Raw genomic sequence first — 20,446 nt, forward strand, 5'->3', positions numbered from 1 at the left:
GACCGCCTAGACTCTGTTCATGAGCGAGGACGTCCGGAGCGAGCTGTCCACCCCGTCGCGGGTCCGGGCGCGCTTCGCGCGTTTCGGGGCCACCCGTCCGGCCGGCAACCCCGTGCTCGAGCCGCTCATGACGGCGGTCCGCCAGAACCACCCGAAGGCCGACCTGTCGGTCATCGAGCGGGCGTATGCCGTCGCCGAGCGCGCGCACCAGGGCCAGATGCGCAAGAGCGGCGACGCGTACATCACCCACCCGCTCGCGGTCGCCACGATCCTCGCCGAGCTCGGCATGACGCCGCCCACCCTGGCGGCGGCGCTGCTGCACGACACGGTCGAGGACACGGCATACGGCCTCGACGAGCTGCGTCGCGACTTCGGCGACGAGATCGCGATGCTCGTCGACGGCGTCACCAAGCTCGACAAGGTGACCTACGGCGAGGCCGCCCAGGCCGAGACCGTGCGCAAGATGGTCATCGCGATGGCCCGCGACATCCGCGTCCTCGTCATCAAGCTCGCGGACCGCCTGCACAACGCGCGCACGTGGCGCTACGTCAGCGCCGAGTCGGCCAAGCGCAAGGCCAACGAGACGCTCGAGATCTACGCCCCGCTCGCGCACCGCCTCGGCATGAACACCATCAAGTGGGAGCTCGAGGACCTCTCGTTCGCGACGCTCTACCCGAAGGTCTACGACGAGATCGTGCGCCTCGTCGCCGAGCGCGCCCCGGCCCGTGAGGAGTACCTCGCCGGCGTGCGCGCCCAGGTCACCGAGGACCTCGCCGCCGCCAAGATCAAGGCGGTCGTGACGGGCCGGCCCAAGCACTACTACTCCGTGTACCAGAAGATGATCGTGCGCGGCCGCGACTTCGAGGAGATCTACGACCTCGTCGCCGTCCGGGTGCTCGTCGACACGGTGCGCGACTGCTACGCGGCGCTCGGTGCGCTGCACTCGCGGTGGAACCCGGTCCCCGGCCGGTTCAAGGACTACATCGCGATGCCGAAGTTCAACATGTACCAGTCGCTGCACACGACGGTCATCGGCCCGCAGGGCAAGCCGGTCGAGATCCAGATCCGTACCCACACGATGCACCGGCGGGCCGAGTACGGCGTCGCCGCCCACTGGAAGTACAAGGACCAGAACAACGGCGGCGGCACCGCCCGACCCGGCGAGGTCACCCCGCAGAACGACATGGCCTGGCTGCGCCAGCTGCTCGACTGGCAGCGCGAGACCGAGGACCCCGGCGAGTTCCTCGACTCGCTGCGCTTCGAGATGGGTAGCAGCGAGGTCTACGTCTTCACCCCCAAGGGCTCCGTCGTGGCGCTCCCCGCCGGGGGCACCCCCGTCGACTTCGCGTATGCCGTGCACACCGAGGTCGGACACCACTGCATCGGCGCGCGCGTCAACGGCCGCCTCGTGCCGCTCGAGTCCACCCTCGAGAACGGCGACGTCGTCGAGGTGCTCACCTCCAAGGCCGACGGTGCCGGTCCCTCACGCGACTGGCTGCAGTTCGTCAAGAGCCCGCGCGCCCGCAACAAGATCAAGCAGTGGTTCAGCAAGGAGCGGCGCGAGGAGGCCATCGAGGCCGGCAAGGACTCGATCGCCAAGGCGCTGCGCAAGCAGAACCTCCCGCTGCAGCGGCTGATGAGCCACGACTCGATGACGGCCGTCGCCACCGACCTGCGCTACCAGGACATCGAGGCGCTGTATGCCGCCGTGGGCGAGGGGCACGTCTCCGCGCAGCACGTGGTCAGCAAGGTCGTCGCCTCGATGGGCGGCGTCGATGGCGCCACCGAGGATCTCGCCGAGGCGACCGTCCCGACCCGGGCCGCGTCACGTCGGCGGGCAGGTGACCCGGGCGTCGTCGTCGTCGGCACGGCCGATGTGTGGGTCAAGCTCGCGAAGTGCTGTACGCCCGTGCCCGGTGACCCGATCATCGGCTTCGTGACCCGCGGCAACGGCGTCTCGGTGCACCGCGTCGACTGCACCAACGCCGACCAGCTGACCGCCAACCCCGAGCGGCTCATCGACGTCGAGTGGGCGCCGAGCTCGGCCAGCGTCTTCCTCGTCCAGCTCCAGGTCGAGGCGCTCGACCGCAACCGGCTGCTGAGCGACGTGACTCGGGTCCTGTCCGACCAGCACGTCAACATCCTGTCGGCGTCGGTGCAGACCTCGCGAGACCGGGTGGCGATCTCTCGGTTCACGTTCGAGATGGGCGACCCGGCGCACCTCGACCACGTCATCAAGGCGGTGCGCCGGATCGACGGCGTCTTCGACGTCTACCGTGTCAACGGCGGCAAGTCGACCATGTGAGTGCGGCGCCGGCGGCATGGGCCCGGCGCTGCGACCGCAAAGTGCCCACTCGACTGAACACGTCGAGTGGGCACTTTCCTGCAGTTGTCCACAGCTCGGAGGGCTCGCGCCACGTCGCAAAGTGCCCACTCGATGTCGCGAAGTGCCCACTCGACTGGAGAAAGTCGAGTGGGCACTTTGCGTCGGCTGGGGCCTCGCTCAGCCGCCGAACTCGGCGACGCCGGCGCGGGCCTGGTCGAGCCACACCTGGCGCGCCTCGAGCGCCTCACGGGCCTTCCTGACCTTGCCCGCGTTGCCCGACGCCTCGGCCTTGGCGAGGTCGTCCTGCAGGTCGGCGACCGCCCGCTCGAGCTGGTCGACCATGGCCCGGGCGCGGGCAGCGACCTCGGGGTTGCTCGACCTCCACTTGCGGTCCTCGGCGTCGCGCACGGTCTGCTCGACCCGGCGCATCGCCTTCTCGACCCGCTCCATGTCGGCGCGCGGCACCTTCCCGGCGGCGTCCCACTTGTCCTGGATGACGCGGAGCTGGGCCTTGGCCTTCTCGAGGTCGGTCACGGGCAGGATCGCCTCGGCCTCGACGAGCAGCGCCTCCTTGACCTCGAGGTTGCCGCGGTACTGCTCCTCCTCGGCTGCCACGACCTCGTCCTTCGCGGCGAAGAAGCGGTCCTGGGCCGCCTTGAACCGGGCCCACAGCTTGTCGTCGTCGGACCTGCTGGCCCGCCCGGCGCGCCGCCAGTCGTCCATGAGGCGCTTGAAGGCGCCGGCGGTAGCAGCCCAGTCGGTGCTCGTCGAAAGCTTCTCGGCCTCGGCGACCAGGCGCTCCTTCGCGGCCTTGGCCTCGGAGTGCTGCGCGTCCAGACCGGCGAAGTGGCTGCGACGGGCCTTGTCGAAGCTGTTGCGGGCAGCGCTGAACCGCTGCCACAGCGCGGACTCCGTCTCCCGGTCGAGGCGGGTGGCCGAGCGCTGGTGCGCCTTCCACTCGTCGAGCAGCTCACGCATACGCGCCCCGCTGGTCTTCCACTGGATGCGCTGTTCGGGCTGTGCGGCGATGGCCTCCGCCTCGGCGACGATCTTCTCGCGCTCGGCGGTGGCGGCGGCGCGGGCCTCGGCGCGGTGCTGCTGCTCGACGTTGCGCTTGGCGGCAAGGCCCGACTGGATCTCGTCGAGCTTGGTGGCCAGGGCGTCGAGGTCGCCGACGACGGTCGCCTCCTTGACCTGGGCCGCCAGCGTCTTCAGCGCCTCGGCGACGTCCTTGGAGGGCACCTCCGGCTGCGCCAGCCGCTGCTCGAGGAGCACGGCAGAGGCATACAGCTCGTCGTACTTGCGAGCGAAGTAGATCAGGGCCTGCTCGTCGCTCGCGCCGGGGTAGGAGCCGACCTCGCGCTCCTCGCCGTCACGGGTGCGGACGAAGACGGTGCCGTTCTCGTCGACCCGCCCGAAGGCCGCCGAGGCCGAGTGGTCGGTGGTGATCAGCGCAGGGGCAGCCGGCGTCACCGCCGGGTGGGGGACCGCCTTGGCCAAAGCCGCCGGTGTGGGGATCGCCGAGGGCTTGGGGATGCTCGCGGGCGTCGGGGCGCTGGGCGCAGGCTTGCTCGCGGCCGGCTCGGGGGTGGCCGGCTCCGGCGTGCCGGGAGCGGCGGGCTCTGCCGGTGCCGGTGCCGGTGCCTCGGCCGTGTCACCGACCTCGGTGCTGCTGACGGACGCGACGGTGTCCGCGAGCTCGGCCGCTGCGGCCACAGGCTCCGTGGTCTGCACCGTCTCAGCGTTCTCAGCCGCCGGGGTGACGGCGCCCTGTTCGGCCTCGGACTGTTCGGTCTCAGCCGGAGCGACCTCGGGCTGGTCGCCCTGGTGCGCCTCGGTCGCCGGCTGGGTCTCGACCTGCGCGTCCGAGGCCGTGGTCTCGTCAGGCTGGGGGTTCTGGATGTCGCTCATGCCTTCTTCTCCGTCACGCTGACGCTGAGGATGCTGATCGGGGAGACGGGGGTGCCGTCCTGCGGGCTGGGAGGCAGGGCCTTGTTGGCGGCGATCTTCTCGACGATGTCGAGGCCCTTGGTGACCTTCCCGAAGATCGTGTAGCCACCACCGTCGGTCGGCAACTGCGTTTCCTTGTAGGTGATGAAGAACTGGCCGCCGTTGCTGTTGGGGTCCTGGGTGCGCGCCATGGCGAGGACCCCCTTGGCGTACTTGCCGTCCTTGGGGGCGTTCTCGATGCCGAACCCGTAGCCGGGGTCACCCTGTCCGGTGCCGGTCGGGTCACCGCACTGCAGCACGAAGATGCCCTCGGTCGTGACGCGGTGGCAGGGGCTCGGGGCCCAGTAGCCGGTCTTGGCCAGGTTGATGAACGAGGCTACGGTCTGGGGCGCGTGCACCCCGTCGAGCTCGAGCGTGATGTCACCACACGTCGTCTTCACGGTGGCGACGAACGTCTTGCCCGCCGCGGTCGCCTTCGCCGGCACCTGCTTCTGCTTCTTCGGCGTCGCCTGCAGCGGCGGGGGAGCGGTGCACCCGGCGGCGAGCTTCTGCCCCGCCTGCAGGCCGCCCTTGGCGGCGGCGCTGGTGCTGGTCTCGCCCGTCGCCGGGGTGGTGGCCCCGCCTGCTGCGGGGGTGGGCCCGTCGGAGCTGCCGACGAGCTTGGGGACGGCGATGACCGCTGCGATGACGAGGATGACCGCGAGGATCACACCGAAGACCTGCTTGTCGCGGGTCGCGTCACCCACCGGGGGCTTGGCGGTCTTCAGCTGTTCCTCGTGGCGGCGGCGCGCACGTGCGCGTTCCTGCTCTTTGGTCACGAACCTCTCCTCGTACGGGCCTCGTGGGTCGTCCCCGGGCGTCCGGTCATTTTATGGAACGACCGGGGTGAGCGTGCGGCGGGAGGGTCACGAGTCCGTGACATCTGCCGGTCGGAGAGGGAACGTGCCGCGTCACGGCCCTGACGGCATACCCGTGGTCGTCTCCGGGAGCGCTCCGAGGACGTATGCCGGGTGGCCGGGCCACGGGTGACGCGCGGTTCGCACGCGGGTGCCGTCGCTAGGCTCCCGGAGTGCTCACCATCGCGTTCCCGGCCCAGGCGTTCGACACCAACTGCTACGTGCTCGCCCCGCAGGCGGGGGAGGAGTGCGTCGTCGTCGACCCCGGGGTGGGTGTCGTCGAGACGCTGCGCGAGGTCCTCGCCGAGCACCGGCTCCGGCCCGCCGCCGTCCTGCTCACCCACGGACACGTCGACCACGTCTACTCGGTCACGCCGGTCTGCGGCTCCGACACGGCCGCCTACATCCACGCCGACGACCGCTACCGGCTGCACGACCTCCTCGGCCGCAGCAACCCGGGCCTGATCGCCATGTTCGAGCAGCAGTTCGGCGTGGCCGCCACGTGGACCGAGCCGACGAACGTCGTCGAGATCGGCGACGGGACGCGGCTCACGCTGGGCGGGATGGAGTTCGACGTGCTCCATGCTCCCGGGCACACCGAGGGGTCGGTGATGTTCGGGATCGACCGCGTGCCCGACGGCCTGCGCGGGCAGGTCGACGTGGACCGCACCATGGTGACCGGCGACGTCCTCTTCGCCGGGAGCGTCGGGCGCACCGACCTGCCCGGGGGCGACCCGGCGGCGATGCAGCGCAGCCTGCGCGACGTCGTGCTGCCCCTGCCCGACACGACCCTCGTGCTGCCCGGGCACTACCAGGCGACGACGATGGCCCACGAGCGGGCGACGAACCCCTACCTGAGAGACTTGCCCGCGTGAGCACGCGTCCCGCCTCGAAGCCCGGCAAGGTCACCCCGATCAGCGGCTTCCCCGAGTACCTCCCGTCCGAGCGCATCGTCGAGCAGCGCTTCCTCGACGTCATCCGCGAGACCTTCGAGCTGCACGGGTTCTCCTCCATCGAGACGCGCTCCATCGAGCCGATCGAGCGGCTGAGCTCGCAGGGCGAGGATGCCGACAAGGAGATCTACGCCGTCTCCCGGCTCGCCGGCGGCAGTGACGACGACGCGCGCTGGGGCCTGCACTTCGACATGACGGTGCCGTTCGCGCGCTACGTCCTCGAGAACGCCGGCAAGCTCGCCTTCCCGTTCCGCCGCTACCAGATCCAGAAGGCGTGGCGCGGCGAGCGCCCCCAGGAAGGGCGCTACCGCGAGTTCACCCAGGCCGACATCGACGTCGTCGACGTGGGCCAGCTCTCGCCGCACTTCGAGGCGGAGATGCCCCTGGTCATCGCAGACGTCTTCAGCAAGTTCCCTGTCGGCGAGTTCGTCATCCAGGTCAACGACCGCAAGATCCCCAACGGCTTCTACCAGGGCATCGGCATCTCCGACGTCATCGGGACGCTGCGCATCGTCGACAAGCTCGACAAGATCGGGCCCGAGAAGGTCAAGGCGCTGCTCGTCGAGTCCGGCACCACCGACGAACAGGCCGACCAGTGCCTGGCCCTCGCCGGCATCCGGTCCGCCGACCTCTCCTTCGTCGAGCAGGTCCGCGCCCTCGGCGTCGAGCACCCGCTTCTCGACGAGGGGCTCGAGTCCTTGGCCAACGTCATCCGCACCGGCATGGCGCACGCACCGGGAAAGCTGGTCGCCGACCTGCGCATCGCCCGCGGCCTCGACTACTACACCGGCACCGTCTACGAGACGCAGTTCGTCGGGCACGAGTCGTGGGGCTCGTTCTGCTCCGGTGGCCGCTACGACGCCCTGGCCAGCGACGGCCGCACCACCTATCCGGGCGTCGGCATCTCGATCGGCGTCACCCGCATCCTCGGACTGCTCATCGGCCGTGGGCTCGTCACCGCGTCACGTTCGACGCCGGCGGCAGTGCTCGTGGCCCTGGCCGACGACGACGCCCGCGACCGGGCTGTCGCGGTCGCGACGGCGCTGCGCCGCCGGGGGATTGCGTGCGAGGTCGCGCCGACGGCGGCGCGCTTCGGCAAGCAGATCCGCTACGCCGAACGACGCGGGATCCCCTTCGTCTGGTTCCCGGACGCGGGGGAGTCCGGCGACGAGGTCAAGGACATCCGTTCGGGCGAGCAGGTGCCCGCCTCTGCCGAGTCGTGGGCGCCTCCCGTCGAGGACCTCCACCCGGTCGTGACCCGCGTGGCGGACTGAGGCGGAGGCAGCCGCGTACGTCGGCCGTCCCGCCTCAGCGGTCCTGGCTGGGACGGATCGGCTCATCGGCCGGAACGACGTCAGACGCGCGGCGGCCGCAGCCCCTCGTCCCGGAGCTCCAGGGTGGCCAGCTCACGGATCACGGCAGTGTCCCCCCGACGCCAGGCGCCGGCCGGGTCGTCGCTGACCCTGGCGAGCACGGTCAGCGGTTGCCGGGACATCGCGCGCAGGGCGAAGAGGTCGAGGTCGGCGGAGCTGTCGAGGAAGCGCTGGGCCGCCGAGGCCCTCCGCACGAACGAGACCCGCACATAGAGCCAGAGGGACACCACGAGGACGATCGGCACGGCTGCGACGACGAGGCCGAAAACGAGCGCCACCCGCTCGACGGTCGTGGCCATCGAGGTCCCGGCGTCGCTGAGGGTGGTGCCGGACCGGGCCGCCTGGCCCAGCCACTGCCGCAGCTGGTCGCCCACCAGCGGCAGCCGGCCGGCCTGGTCGCCCGCCCCGGTCAGCGAGCTGTGGACCGAGGTGCCCGCCGCGGTCAGCGAGTCGGCAGGGCCCCGGAGCTCGTCGACGACGTCGTGGGTGCGCCGACCGAGCCACACCCACAGGCCCACCCAGAGCAGGACCAGGGCGTCGGCCAGCAGCTGGCGCGTGCGGCGCGCCGGTGCATCGGCATACAGCTTCATGCGTGGGACCTCCTCGATCCGGTGCGACCCAACCTACGGCGAGCCGGGACGCCATCCGCCCCGGTCCTGTCCGCGTTCGCCGATAGAGTTGGCTCGCCGGTCAGCGCCGACCGGACCTGCTTGCCAGCACGGATCACCACAGAAGGAAGTGCGTCGGACATGAAGGTCGGCATTCCCCGTGAGGTCAAGAACAACGAGTACCGCGTGGCCATCACCCCGTCGGGTGTCCACGAGCTGACCCAGCACGGTCACGACGTGCTGGTCGAGAAGGACGCCGGTGTCGGCTCCCAGATCAGCGACGACGACTACGTCGCGGCAGGGGCCCGCATCATCGGGTCGGCCGACGACGTCTGGGGCGAGGCCGACATGGTGCTCAAGGTCAAGGAGCCCGTGGCCGAGGAGTACCACCGCATGCGTGAAGGGCTCACCCTCTTCACCTACCTGCACCTCGCCGCCGACCGGCCGCTCACCGAGGAGCTCATGACCCGCAAGGTCACCGGCATCGCCTACGAGACCGTGCAGCTGCCCTCGGGCGCGCTGCCGCTGCTCTATCCGATGTCCGAGGTCGCCGGCTGCCTGGCCCCGCAGGTCGGCGCACACGCGCTGATGCGCGCCCAGGGCGGCCGTGGAGTGCTCATGGGCGGCGTCGGTGGCGTGGCCAACGCCAAGGTCGTCATCCTCGGCGCCGGCGTCTCCGGCCAGAACGCCGCCAACATCGCGCTCGGCATGGGCGCCGACGTCACCCTCCTCGACACCGACCTCGACAAGCTGCGGATGTCGTTCTGGCGCTACGACAACCGGGTGCACGGGCTCGCCTCGTCGCGGCTGACGGTCCAGGAGCAGGTGCTCGAGGCGGACATGGTGATCGGCGCCGTCCTCATCCCCGGCGCCGCGGCCCCCAAGCTCGTCTCCAACGAGCTGGTCTCGCAGATGAAGCCGGGCTCGGTGCTCGTCGACATCGCCATCGACCAGGGCGGGTGCTTCGAGGACAGCCACGCCACCACCCACGCGGACCCCACCTACACCGTGCACAACTCGGTCTTCTACTGCGTGGCCAACATGCCCGGTGCCGTGCCGAACACCTCGACCTACGCCCTGACCAACTCGACGCTGCCGTATGTCGTCAAGCTGGCCAACCTGGGGTGGCACGACGCGCTCCGCGCCGACCCGGCGCTCGCCCTCGGCCTCAACACGCACGCCGGCCAGGTCACGTACCGCGGTGTCGCCGAGGCCCACGGCATGGAGTCCGTGTCGCTCGAGGAAGCCCTCTCCTGACCCAGCAGGTCCTCACCGAGCCACCCGCAGCCCGTCCGACGCCCCTCGAGCGTGACGTGCGCGGGTGGCTCGACCACGTCCGCGTCGAGCGAGGGGCCTCGGAGAACACCCTCAAGTCCTACGCGCGTGACCTGAGGGCATACGCCACCTACCTGGCCGAGCACGGCGTGACGGACGCCCGTGCCGTTCGCGAGACCCACGTCACCGACTTCCTGGCCTCCCTCCGTGAGCGGGGCCTGGCGGCGTCCTCCGCGGCCCGGACCCTCGTCGCCGTCCGCGGCTTCCACCGCTTCCTCGCCCTCGAGGGCCTGGTGCCGGCAGACCCCGCCGCCAACGTCTCCCCGCCGAAGCCGCCGGCACGACTGCCCAAGGCCATCCCGGTCGAGGCGGTGGAGCGGCTGCTCGCCGCCGCGTCGGTCGGCGACACCCCCGAGTCGCTGCGTGACCGGGCCCTGCTGGAGGTCCTCTACGGGGCCGGGGCGCGCATCTCCGAGGCGGTGGGCCTCGACGTCGACGACGTCGACCCCTCCCGCGCGGACACCGGGACCGACGGCACCGGAGGGGCTGCCTCGTCCGTGCGCCTGCACGGCAAGGGCGGCAAGGAGCGGATCGTCCCGGTCGGGCGGTACGCGGTGGAGGCCGTCACGGCATACCTCGTCCGCGGGCGTCCCGCCCTCGCGGCCAACGGCCGTGGGGGTCCGGCCCTCTTCCTCAACCAGCGCGGCTCCCGTCTCTCGCGCCAGTCCGCATGGGCGATCATCGGCCGGGCGGCCGAACGCGCCGACCTGACGGAGCACGTGTCGCCGCACACGCTGCGGCACTCCTTCGCCACCCATCTGCTGGACGGCGGCGCAGACGTGCGCGTCGTGCAGGAGCTGCTCGGGCACGCCTCGGTGACGACGACGCAGATCTACACCATGGTCTCGGTGCACCGACTCCGCGAGGTCTATGCGGGCGCCCACCCCCGTGCCCGCTGATAGGGTCACACGTGATCAGCGCGAGGCTGACCGCAGCAAACTGAAGGCTAGGCCGAGCGGAGTGGAACACCTGGTGAACGAGGAGTCACACGACACCATGCAGTCCGTGCCGGCAGGGGACCTCGACCAGCTCGACCAGGGTCCGGTCAGCGCCGTGCCTCGAGTCGCCCACCTGCCCGGCACCGAGACCGCCGGCTCCGGCGCCATGGGACCGACCGGGCGCCCGCTGCCCGACTTCCCGGATCCCGTGCCGCTCTCCAGCCACGGCCCCGCGCGCATCATCGCGATGTGCAACCAGAAGGGCGGCGTCGGCAAGACGACGACGACGATCAACCTGGGCGCCGCCCTGGCCGAGCTCGGCCGCAAGGTGCTCGTCGTCGACTTCGACCCCCAAGGCGCCCTGTCCGTCGGGCTCGGCGTCAACGCCCAGAGCCTCGACGTCACCATCTACAACCTGCTCGTCGAGCGCGGCCACGAGATCCACGACGTCATCCAGCAGACGCGTACCGCCGACCTCGACGTCGTGCCGGCCAACATCGACCTGTCCGCCGCGGAGGTGCAGCTCGTCGGCGAGGTGGCCCGCGAGCAGATCCTCGCCCGCGTGCTGCGTCCGGTCGTCGACGAGTACGACGTGATCCTCATCGACTGCCAGCCCTCCCTGGGACTGCTGACCGTCAATGCCCTCACCGCGGCGCACGGCGTCATCATCCCGCTCGAGTGCGAGTTCTTCGCGATGCGCGGCGTGGCCCTGCTCATCGACACCATCGACAAGATCACCGACCGCCTCAACCCGCGGCTGACCGTCGACGGCATCCTCGCCACGATGTACGACGGCCGCACGCTGCACAGCCGCGAGGTCGTGCGCTCGGTCGTCGACCACTTCGGTGAGCAGGTCTTCCACACCGTCATCAGCCGCACCGTGAAGTTCCCGGACGCGACCCTCGCCGCCGAGCCGATCACGTCGTACTCGTCCGAGCACTCGGGGGCCAACGCCTACCGCCAGCTCGCCCGAGAGCTGATCGCCCGCGGCGGCGCCGCCTGAGCACTCCCGAGCCGATGACCGAGCAGGACACCGTCGACCGCCAAGCGGTCGACGCCGACGAGGCTGCTTCCGCGTCGCCGACGGACCTCGCCGAGGCTCCCGGCGTCGACGGGCTGGTCGACCTCCCCGTCACGCTGGCGGCACCTGACGGTGAGCTCACCCCCGGCGGGGTCATCACGCGCCGGGCCTCGACACCGTTCGAGGTGCACCTCGACGTCTTCTCCGGTCCCTTCGACCTGCTCCTCGGCCTCATCAGCAAGCACAAGCTCGACATCACCGAGGTCGCGCTGGCCAAGGTGACCGACGAGTTCGTGGCGCACATCAAGGCGGCCCAGGCGGCCGACAGCGACTGGGACCTCGGCCAGGCCTCGGAGTTCCTCCTCATCGCCGCGACCCTGCTTGACCTCAAGGCCTCGCGCCTGCTCCCGCAGTCCGGACCGCAGGACGAAGAGGACCTCGCGCTCATCGAGGCCCGCGACCTGCTCTTCGCTCGGCTGCTGCAGTACCGCGCCTACAAGCAGATCGCCGGCACCTTCCGCGACCGGATGGCCACCGCCGGGCGCATCACCCCGCGCCAGGCCGGCCTCGACCCCGAGTTCGCGAGCCTGCTGCCCGAGCTCGTCATCGCCGTGACCCCCGAGCAGTTCGCGAAGATCGCCGCACGCGCGATGACGCCGAAGGTGGCCCCGACCGTCGGACTGGAGCACCTGCACGCCCCGCAGGTGAGCGTGCGCGAGCAGGCCGCCATCCTCGTCGAGCGGCTGCGCCACCGGGGGCAGGTCTCGTTCCGCAGCCTCGTGGCCGACGCCGACAGCACCCTGGTGATCGTCGCCCGGTTCCTCGCCCTGCTCGAGCTGTTCAAGGAGGCTGCCATCGCCTTCGAGCAGGCCGAGGCGCTCGGTGAGCTGGACATCCGGTGGACCGGCGCCGGGGCCGGCGAGGTCGCCATCGACGACGAGTTCGACGAAGAGGCCGCGGCCGGCACGCAGGACGACCGCACACACGACGACGCCGCGCGCGACGACGGCGGCGGCAAGGACCCGTCGGTCGGCGAGGGACCAGCACGGACAGGAGACGACGATGAGTGACCAGTCGGCACAGGGGCCCGACGCGACCGCCGAGCCCGAGGTACTCGACGATCCCGCGGGTGCCGAGGAGCAGATCGCCTTCGACATCAACGACTTCCCGGGCGGCGCCCGCTCGGCCCTCGAGGCCGTCCTCATGGTCGTCGACGAGCCGGTGACCGAGGTCGCCCTCGCCTCGGCGCTCGAGCTTCCCGTCGAGGACGTGCGGGGCCACCTGTACGCCCTCGAGGAGGAGTATGCCGCCGCGCAGCGCGGGTTCACCCTGCGCAGCGTGGCGGGCGGGTGGCGGGTCTACAGCCGGGCCGACTACGCCCCCGTCGTGGAGAAGTTCGTCCTCGACGGCCAGCAGGCCAAGCTCACGCAGGCCTCGCTCGAGACGCTCGCCGTCATCGCCTACCGCCAGCCCGTGTCCCGCGCTCGGGTCAGCGCCGTGCGCGGGGTCAACGTCGACGGCGTCGTGCGCACCCTCACCTCCCGCGGCTTCATCGAAGAGGTGGAGGACGCAGGCGAGAGCGGGGCGGTGCTCTACCGCACCACGCCCTACTTCCTGCAGCGGATGGGACTGTCGTCGCTCGACGACCTCCCGGCGCTGGCGCCCTACCTACCGGACGCCGACGTCATCGACGAGCTCATCGAGGAAGGACACGCATGAGCGAGTACTCCAGGTCACCCCGCCAGCCCCGCAAGAAGGGGTCCGGCTCCTCGGGTGCCGGCGGCGCCGGCGGCCGGCGCGGCGGTCCCGGCGGCGCGGGGGCCAAGGGCCGCACCGGGCGTCCCGTCGCCGGCGGCAAGGGCGGCGCACGCAGCGGCGGCGGCAAGACCGCGGGTCCGCGGTTCGCCGGCTCCACCAAGGCCAGCCAGCCCACCAAGCTGCCCGAGCGCAAGCCCACCCCGCAGATCGACGTCCACGACCCGGACGGCGTGCGGCTGCAGAAGCTCATGGCGGCCGGCGGCGTCGGCTCCCGCCGGGTGTGCGAGAACCTCATCGAGCAGGGACGTGTCGAGGTCGACGGCCAGGTCGTCACCGAGCTCGGCGTGCGCATCAACCCGCGCACGCAGGTCGTCCACGTCGACGGCGTGCGCGTCAACCTCGACGAGGACCGCGTCTACCTCGCCTTCAACAAGCCCAAGGGCGTCGTCACGACGATGCACGACGAGCTCGGCCGCATCTCCCTCGAGGACTACGTCGGCAACCGCGAGGAGCGCCTCTTCCACGTCGGCCGCCTCGACGCCGACACCGAGGGTCTGCTCCTGCTCACCAACGACGGCGACCTCGCCCACCGGCTGCAGCACCCGGCATACGGCGTGCTCAAGACGTACGTCGCGACGATCCGCGGACCGGTGCAGCGCGACGTCGGCAAGCGGCTGCGCGAGGGCGTCGAGCTCGAGGACGGGCCGGTGAGCGTCGACTCGTTCCGCATCGTCGACCACCAGCCCGGCAAGGCGATGGTCGAGGTCGTGCTGCACGAAGGTCGCAAGCACGTCGTGCGCCGCATGCTCGAGGCCGTGGGGCACCCGGTCCTGGAGCTCGTGCGCACCGAGGTGGGGCCGATCCGCCTCGCCGACCTCAAGTCGGGACGCACCCGCCGGCTCAACAAGGCGGAGATCGGCGCGCTGTACAAGGCCGCCGGGCTGTGACCCGCAGCCGCCGCCCGTCGTACCCCCGGCTACCGTGACGCCGTGACCACCCACGTCCGCATCATCGGTGCGGGTCTCATCGGCACCAGCCTGGGGATCGCCCTGTCCAGCAAGGGCTTCGCCGTCTCCCTCGAGGACCCGTCGCCCACCGCGGTCCGCCTCGCTCGTGACCTCAGGGCGGGGGACGTGGCCACCGGACGGACACCTGCACCCGATGTCGTCGTCGTGGCCGCGCCGCCCGACGTGGCCGCCGACGTCGTCGTCTCCTCCCTGCAACACTGGCCCGACGCGGTGGTCACCGACGTGGCGTCGGTCAAGGAGTCGGTGCTGACGTCCGTCCTGGACTCCGGCGCCGACGCGAGCCGCTACGTCGGGTCGCACCCGATGGCCGGACGCGAGAGGTCCGGTGCGGCAGCCGCGCGCGCCGACCTCTTCGAGGGCCGGGCGTGGGTCGTCGTGCCGCACGAGGCCTCGACGCACGCCGCGGTCGCAGGCGTACGCGAGATCGCCCTGGCCGTGGGGTCGCTCGTCCTCGTCATGCCGGCCCACGAGCACGACGAGGCGGTGGCCGCCGTCTCGCACGTGCCGCAGCTCGCGGCCAGCATCGTCGCCGCCTGCCTGCGCGACCTGCCCGAGTCCGCCGTCGGCCTCGCAGGGCCCGGCCTGCGCGACGTGACCCGGATCGCCGCGAGCGACCCGCGCCTGTGGACCCAGATCCTCGCCGGCAACGCACCTGCCGTCCGCGACGTGATGCGCCACGTGCGTGAGCAGGTCGACGAGGTCGTCGCGGCCCTCGACTCGCTCGTGGACTCCGACGGCGCGGGCGCGCTGGGCACGCTGAGCAGCGTGCTGGAGGCCGGCAACCTCGGCCGTGCACGCATCCCGGGCAAGCACGGGGCGCCACCGGCGGCATACGAGGTGGTGTCCGTCGTCGTGCCCGACGAGCCCGGCGCCCTCGCGCGGCTGCTCGGCGACGTGGGGGAGGCGGGCATCAACCTCGAGGACCTGCACCTCGAGCACGGGCTCGGCCAGGCGGTGGGCGTGGCGGAGCTGTCGGTCGTGCCTGCGTCGGTCGAGCCGCTGCGTGCCGAGCTGGAGCGGCTGGGCTGGCGCGTCCACGACTGAGCGCCTCCACACACCCGTGACATCCGGGGGGTCGTCACGGCCCTCCTGGTCTCGGCCTCGGTCGGGGCGCTCGACACCGAGGCACTATCCTCGGCGGCATGCCTGCCGCGCCTGAGGACCAGCTTTCCGGATTCGTCATCGCCGTGGACGGGCCCTCCGGCTCCGGCAAGTCGAGCGTGAGCAAGCAGGTCGCGCGGACCCTCGGCTACGGCTTCCTGGACACCGGCGCGATGTACCGCGCACTCACGTGGTGGTGCCTCGAGCGCGGCGTCGACCTCGCCGACCAGGACGCCGTCATCGCCGCGGCCGAGGACTTCCCCCTCGCGATCGGCACCGACCCCGACGCGCCCACGGTTGCCGTCGGCGACACCGACGTCGCCGCGGCCATCCGCGAGCCGCGCATCTCGACCAACGTCTCCGCCGTCGCGACGGTCCTGCCGGTCCGCGAGATCCTCAGGGTGCTCCAGCGCCGCCTGATCAGCGAGGCGGCGCAGGCGACCGGCGGTGTCGTCGCCGAGGGCCGTGACATCACCACCGTCGTGGCACCCGACGCCCCGGTCCGCATCCTGCTGACGGCCTCCGAGGAGGCGCGCCTCGCCCGGCGCTCGAAGGAGCTGCACGGCGCGGCCGACGCCCGGGCCGTCGCGGCGACCCGCGCACAGGTCATCGACCGGGACCTGGCCGACTCGGCCGTCTCCGAGTTCACGGTGGCGGCCGACGGTGTCACGACGATCGACACCTCGCACCTCGACTTCCAGGGCTCGGTCGAGGCGGTGCTCCGGGTCGTCGAGGCGGCTCGGGCGTGAGCTCGGCCGCAACTCCCGCCAGGGCGCCGCACCCCCGGCGGGCAACCGTGGGCCGGTGGATCGGCATCGGGATCTTCCACAGCCTCTACCGGGGCAGGGCCCACCACGCCGACCGGGTGCCCCGCACCGGCCCCGTGGTGCTCGTCGCCAACCACGCCGCCTTCCTCGACGGCCCGTTCGTCTTCTCGCTCGCTCCCCGCCCGGTGAACTTCCTCGTCAAGCAGGAGGCCTTCACGGGGTTCTTCGGCTGGCTCATCCGCACCGTCGGGCAGATCCCGATCGACCGCACCGTGGGCGACCGGACCGCTCTGGCCACCGCAGCCGCGGTACTCGAGCGCGGGGGAGCCGTCGGCATCTTCCCCGAGGGCAACCGCGGCACCGGCGACGTCGAGCAGGTCAACCAGGGCGCCGCCTGGATCGCGCTGCGCACGGGCGCCACCATCGTGCCCGTGGCCGTGAGCGGTACGCGTGTCCCCGGGTCCTCCGCCGACGCGTGGCCGCGTCCCGGGGCCCGGCTCGACGTCGTCTTCGGCGAGCCGTTCGAGCTCGCCGTCCCGACCGACGCACCGGGCCGCATACGCCTGCGCATGGCCAGCGATCAGCTGCGCGACGCGCTCGCGTCACACGTACGCCGCTCGCGGGTGGAGAATGGTCCCTCAACGCACGTTCACTGATTCGAGGACACCGTGACTGACGAGACCGCCCGCCCCATCGACGAGGGCGCTCCGATCTCGACCGCCGACCCCGAGGCCCCCTCCAGCGCCACCGACGACGCGTCGGTCGAGCGCGCGCTCCGTGCGGGGCTCGCCGACTTCGAGCTGAGTCCCGAGGACCAGGCGCTCCTCGATGCCGAGGGGCCGTATGCCGCCGACGGCGCCGAGCAGGGGCCGCTGCCCGTCGTCGCGGTCGTGGGACGCCCGAACGTGGGCAAGTCCAGCCTGGTCAACCGCATCCTGCGCCGGCGCGAGGCCGTCGTCGAGGACGTGCCCGGTGTCACCCGCGACCGCGTCTCCTACGAGGCGGAGTGGGGCGGCCGCCGCTTCACGATCGTCGACACGGGCGGCTGGGAGGCCGACGCAACCGGCATCCACCTGCGCGTCGCGGAGCAGGCCGAGATCGCCATCGACCTGGCCGACGTCGTGATGTTCGTCGTCGACGCCACGGTCGGGGCGACCGACGACGACGAGGCCGTCGTCAAGCTGCTGCGCCGCTCGGGCAAGCCCGTCGTGCTCGTGGCCAACAAGGTCGACGACCAGCGCGGTGAGGCCGACGCAGCGGTCCTGTGGAGCCTGGGTCTCGGCCAGCCGTGGCCGGTCTCGGCGCTGCACGGCCGGGGGAGCGGTGACGCCCTGGACGCCGTGCTCGAGGTGCTGCCCGACGTGTCCGCGCACGGCGCATACGCCCAGGGCGGCCCGCGGCGCGTCGCGCTCATCGGCCGCCCCAACGTCGGCAAGTCCAGCCTGCTCAACAAGCTCGCCGGCAGCGAGCGCGTCGTCGTCGACAACGTGGCCGGCACGACCCGTGACCCCGTCGACGAGCTGATCGAGCTCGGCGGCAAGACGTGGCGTTTCGTCGACACCGCGGGCATCCGGCGCCGCGTGCACCAGACCCGCGGGGCAGACTTCTACGCCTCGCTGCGCACCCAGACCGCCCTCGAGAAGGCGGAGGTCGCCGTCGTGCTCATCGACGCCGAGCAGCCCATCGCCGAGCAGGACATCCGCGTCGTGCAGCAGGTCATCGACGCGGGCCGGGCCCTCGTCATCGCCTACAACAAGTGGGACACCCTCGACGAGGAGCGCCGCTACTACCTCGAGCGCGAGATCGAGAAGGAGCTCGTCCAGGTGCCGTGGGCGCCGCGGGCCAACATCTCGGCCCGCACCGGACGTCACATGGACCGACTGGTCCCGGCCATCGAGACCGCTCTGGAGTCGTGGGACACCCGCGTGCCCACGGCACGCCTCAACGCCTTCCTCGGCGAGATCGTCGCCTCGCACCCACACCCCCTGCGCGGCGGCAAGCAGCCGCGCATCCTCTTCGCCACGCAGGCCTCGACGCGCCCGCCGCGCTTCGTGATCTTCGCGTCCGGCTTCATCGAGGCCGGCTACCGCCGGTTCGTCGAGCGCCGGCTGCGTGAGGAGTTCGGGTTCGAGGGCACGCCGATCGAGGTGTCCGTGCGCGTCCGCGAGAAGCGCCGCCGCTGAAAGACTTCCGAAGGCGGGCCGTCGGGGGCCGATTGGGACCAGTAGTGCCCGGTGCGCTACTGTTCCTTTCGCCCCGAGGGGCATCGGGCTGTGGCGCAGCTTGGTAGCGCACTTGACTGGGGGTCAAGGGGTCGCAGGTTCAAATCCTGTCAGCCCGACCGATCGACGAAGGGCCGCACTCTCCACCGGAGAGGGCGGCCCTTCGCCGTACGCGCAGAGTGTCCGGAGCCGCCACCGGGCCTTCGCGGTGACGGTCGCCGAGGGCCGCACACGCTCGGCGACACCGTGTCCGGATCGATGCCGACGAGGTGCATCGGGGCCTGTGGGCTCCGGTTAGGCTTGCCGCCGTGGAGGTCCAGAACGCGGCGCACCGCGAGCCCGTCGTCTCGGAGCGGCTGCTGACGATCCCCAACGTCCTGTCGGTCCTGAGGCTCGTCGGCGTCCCCTTCTTCCTGTGGGCGATCGTCTCGGAGCACGACGGCCTGGCCCTCCTGCTGCTCATGGTGTCCGGGGTCACCGACTACCTCGACGGCAAGATCGCCCGTCAGTTCAACATGGAGAGCCGGCTCGGTGCCTTCCTCGACCCGATCGCCGACCGCCTCTATATCCTCACGACCCTCGTCGGGCTGCTCTGGCGCGACCTGATCCCCGCCTGGCTGGTGGTGGCGCTGCTCGCCCGCGAGGCCGTGATGGGCCTGATGCTGCTCTACCTGCGCTCGCGCGGACAGCTGGGCCTGCCGGTGCACTTCGTCGGGAAGGCGGCGACCTTCAACCTGCTCTACGCGTTCCCGCTTCTGCTCCTGGCCAACCGTGACGACTGGCTCGGCGACCTTGCCAGGCCCGTCGGCTGGGCGTTCGCGTGGTGGGGGGTCGTCCTCTACTGGCTGTCGGCAGTGCTGTATGCGGTCCACGCGCGGATCGTGCTCTCGCGCACCCCGCGCACCTCTCGGACGGTGGGCGCCTGACCGTGCCCCGTAGGCCCGACGAGTCGATGACCCTGCTCACGACGATGATGGAGCGTCCCCTCGATGCCGGCTACCAGGAGGCCGCCGACCGGCGTACCGCGGCCGGGCTGCCGCCGGCCACGTCGACACGCACCGTCCTCGTCGTCGTCCTCGCGCTCCTGACCGGCTTCCTCTTCGCGGTCGCGGCCCAGTCGCTGCGTCCCAAGCCGACAGCGGCCGCTGCGGTCAAGAAGGAGCTGGTCACCCGCATCGAGGCGTTCCAGCAGCACGGGACCGAGCAGGAGGCCAAGGCCGCGGCGCTCGGGAAGGAGGTGCGTGACTACGAGGCCCTGGCCCTGCAGCAGTCCGGCGGCCCGGATCTCACGAGCACCGTCAAGGACCTCGAGGTGCAGGCCGCCGCGGTCGCGATGCGTGGCCCCGGAGTCACCCTCACCCTCGACGACGCGGCGTCCGCCAACGGCCAGGGAGACGCGGGCAGCCGCCCCAGCAGCGGCTTCCAGGAGGGGAGGGTGACCTCCGGCGACCTCCAGGTGGTGGTCAACGGCCTGTGGGCTGCCGGCGCGGAGGCCATCTCGATCAACGGGCACCGGCTCAGCTCGACCGCTGCCATCCGCTTCGCGGGGCAGGCGATCATCGTGGACTTCCGGCCGTTGGCCAGGCCCTACGTCATCACCGCCCTCGGCGATGCGCGCGGCATGCAGCAGCTCTTCGAGCCCTCGTTCGCAGGTCTCTACCTCTCGCAGCTGGCCGACCAGTACAAGATCCGGTCCACGCTGACCGGCAGCGACTCGCTCACCGTGCCCGGAGACCCCTCCCTGAGGCTGGAGGTCGCACGCCCCCTAGGCTCGTCAGCGCCGAGCACCCCGAGCGGCACCCGCTCGTCGTCCCCGACCACTGAGAGGAACCACTCGTGATCCCAGTTCTCGGCCTGCTGGCCGGACTCGCGGTGGGGCTCTTCCTCGATCCGTCGGTGCCCGTGTGGCTCCAGCCCTACCTGCCGATCGCCGTCATCGCCGCACTCGATGCCGTGTTCGGCGCCATCCGGGCCATCCTCGACGGCATCTTCAACGACAAGGTGTTCGTCGTCTCGTTCCTGTCCAACGTCGTGGTCGCCGCCTTCATCGTGTTCCTCGGCGACCAGCTCGGCGTCGGCTCGCAGCTCTCGACCGGTGTCGTCGTCGTCCTGGGCGTGCGGATCTTCTCCAACGTCGCCTCGATCCGTCGGCACCTCTTCAAGGCCTGAG

Annotated in this window: 19 protein-coding genes and 1 tRNA gene; 17 read left to right on the forward strand and 3 right to left on the reverse strand. The window is 71.5% G+C overall.

Features of this window, described 5'->3' with window-relative positions; translation table 11 throughout:
- Positions 1-19: 19 nt before the first annotated feature.
- Positions 20-2,305, forward strand: coding sequence for a bifunctional (p)ppGpp synthetase/guanosine-3',5'-bis(diphosphate) 3'-pyrophosphohydrolase (locus tag AB0316_RS08525; protein WP_366272210.1), 2,286 nt, complete (start codon positions 20-22; stop codon positions 2,303-2,305).
- 198 nt (positions 2,306-2,503) lie between these two features.
- Here the strand turns inward: AB0316_RS08525 and AB0316_RS08530 are convergent, their stop codons facing one another.
- Positions 2,504-4,237, reverse strand: a complete 1,734-nt coding sequence (locus AB0316_RS08530) for a DUF349 domain-containing protein (protein ID WP_366272212.1) — start codon at positions 4,235-4,237, stop codon at positions 2,504-2,506.
- Positions 4,234-5,094: a peptidylprolyl isomerase gene (locus tag AB0316_RS08535; RefSeq protein ID WP_366272214.1), complete on the reverse strand. Its 861-nt coding sequence runs from the start codon at positions 5,092-5,094 to the stop codon at positions 4,234-4,236. Before AB0316_RS08535 ends, AB0316_RS08530 begins: the two co-directional genes overlap by 4 nt.
- A 251-nt stretch (positions 5,095-5,345) precedes the next feature.
- Between AB0316_RS08535 and AB0316_RS08540 the strand changes: the two genes are divergently transcribed.
- On the forward strand, positions 5,346-6,047 hold the full coding sequence (locus AB0316_RS08540; protein ID WP_366272216.1) for an MBL fold metallo-hydrolase: 702 nt from the start codon (positions 5,346-5,348) through the stop codon (positions 6,045-6,047).
- Entirely contained in the window at positions 6,044-7,399 is a 1,356-nt protein-coding gene (gene hisS, locus AB0316_RS08545; RefSeq protein WP_366272218.1) for a histidine--tRNA ligase, read from the forward strand. The genes AB0316_RS08540 and hisS overlap by 4 nt, the downstream gene beginning before the upstream one ends.
- 80 nt (positions 7,400-7,479) lie before the next feature.
- Here hisS and AB0316_RS08550 read toward each other — a convergent pair whose 3' ends face one another.
- Positions 7,480-8,088: a hypothetical protein gene (locus AB0316_RS08550; protein WP_366272220.1), complete on the reverse strand. Its 609-nt coding sequence runs from the start codon at positions 8,086-8,088 to the stop codon at positions 7,480-7,482.
- A gap of 159 nt (positions 8,089-8,247) precedes the next feature.
- Here AB0316_RS08550 and ald point away from each other — a divergent pair, with 159 nt between their 5' ends.
- The 14 genes from ald (at position 8,248) to AB0316_RS08620 (ending at position 20,445) form a co-directional block, all read left to right on the forward strand.
- The gene (gene ald, locus AB0316_RS08555) at positions 8,248-9,363 is read left to right on the forward strand and encodes an alanine dehydrogenase (RefSeq protein ID WP_366272221.1); all 1,116 of its coding nucleotides are present in this window, start codon (positions 8,248-8,250) and stop codon (positions 9,361-9,363) included.
- A 56-nt stretch (positions 9,364-9,419) separates the two neighbouring features.
- The gene (xerD, locus tag AB0316_RS08560) at positions 9,420-10,340 is read left to right on the forward strand and encodes a site-specific tyrosine recombinase XerD (RefSeq protein WP_366272223.1); all 921 of its coding nucleotides are present in this window, start codon (positions 9,420-9,422) and stop codon (positions 10,338-10,340) included.
- A 205-nt stretch (positions 10,341-10,545) separates the two neighbouring features.
- Positions 10,546-11,382 (forward strand): AAA family ATPase, encoded by an 837-nt coding sequence (locus AB0316_RS08565; protein WP_366272829.1) that lies wholly within the window; start codon positions 10,546-10,548, stop codon positions 11,380-11,382.
- Positions 11,383-11,396: 14 nt separating this feature from the next.
- A complete protein-coding gene (locus AB0316_RS08570; RefSeq protein WP_366272224.1) occupies positions 11,397-12,470 on the forward strand; it encodes a ScpA family protein in 1,074 nt (357 codons plus the stop codon).
- Entirely contained in the window at positions 12,463-13,119 is a 657-nt protein-coding gene (scpB, locus tag AB0316_RS08575) for an SMC-Scp complex subunit ScpB (RefSeq protein ID WP_366272226.1), read from the forward strand. The genes AB0316_RS08570 and scpB overlap by 8 nt, the downstream gene beginning before the upstream one ends.
- The gene (locus AB0316_RS08580) at positions 13,116-14,105 is read left to right on the forward strand and encodes a pseudouridine synthase (protein ID WP_366272227.1); all 990 of its coding nucleotides are present in this window, start codon (positions 13,116-13,118) and stop codon (positions 14,103-14,105) included. The genes scpB and AB0316_RS08580 overlap by 4 nt, the downstream gene beginning before the upstream one ends.
- 42 nt (positions 14,106-14,147) lie before the next feature.
- On the forward strand, positions 14,148-15,230 hold the full coding sequence (locus AB0316_RS08585; protein ID WP_366272229.1) for a prephenate dehydrogenase: 1,083 nt from the start codon (positions 14,148-14,150) through the stop codon (positions 15,228-15,230).
- 98 nt (positions 15,231-15,328) lie between these two features.
- Positions 15,329-16,036, forward strand: coding sequence for a (d)CMP kinase (cmk, locus tag AB0316_RS08590; RefSeq protein WP_366272230.1), 708 nt, complete (start codon positions 15,329-15,331; stop codon positions 16,034-16,036).
- On the forward strand, positions 16,033-16,710 hold the full coding sequence (locus tag AB0316_RS08595; RefSeq protein ID WP_366272231.1) for a lysophospholipid acyltransferase family protein: 678 nt from the start codon (positions 16,033-16,035) through the stop codon (positions 16,708-16,710). The genes cmk and AB0316_RS08595 overlap by 4 nt, the downstream gene beginning before the upstream one ends.
- 36 nt (positions 16,711-16,746) lie before the next feature.
- Positions 16,747-18,237: a ribosome biogenesis GTPase Der gene (gene der, locus AB0316_RS08600; RefSeq protein WP_366272831.1), complete on the forward strand. Its 1,491-nt coding sequence runs from the start codon at positions 16,747-16,749 to the stop codon at positions 18,235-18,237.
- A gap of 84 nt (positions 18,238-18,321) precedes the next feature.
- Positions 18,322-18,395: transfer RNA gene (locus AB0316_RS08605), tRNA-Pro, on the forward strand.
- A gap of 189 nt (positions 18,396-18,584) precedes the next feature.
- Positions 18,585-19,202 carry a CDP-alcohol phosphatidyltransferase family protein gene (locus tag AB0316_RS08610; protein WP_366272233.1) on the forward strand — a complete coding sequence of 206 codons (618 nt, stop codon included), beginning with the start codon at positions 18,585-18,587 and terminating at the stop codon, positions 19,200-19,202.
- Positions 19,203-19,204: 2 nt separating this feature from the next.
- Entirely contained in the window at positions 19,205-20,116 is a 912-nt protein-coding gene (locus AB0316_RS08615; protein WP_366272235.1) for a DUF881 domain-containing protein, read from the forward strand.
- Entirely contained in the window at positions 20,113-20,445 is a 333-nt protein-coding gene (locus AB0316_RS08620) for a small basic family protein (RefSeq protein ID WP_028785606.1), read from the forward strand. The genes AB0316_RS08615 and AB0316_RS08620 overlap by 4 nt, the downstream gene beginning before the upstream one ends.
- Position 20,446 lies beyond the last annotated feature (1 nt).

The organism is Terrabacter sp. NPDC080008 (genome assembly GCF_040702505.1).
In the GTDB taxonomy this organism is placed as follows: Bacteria; Actinomycetota; Actinomycetes; order Actinomycetales; family Dermatophilaceae; genus Terrabacter.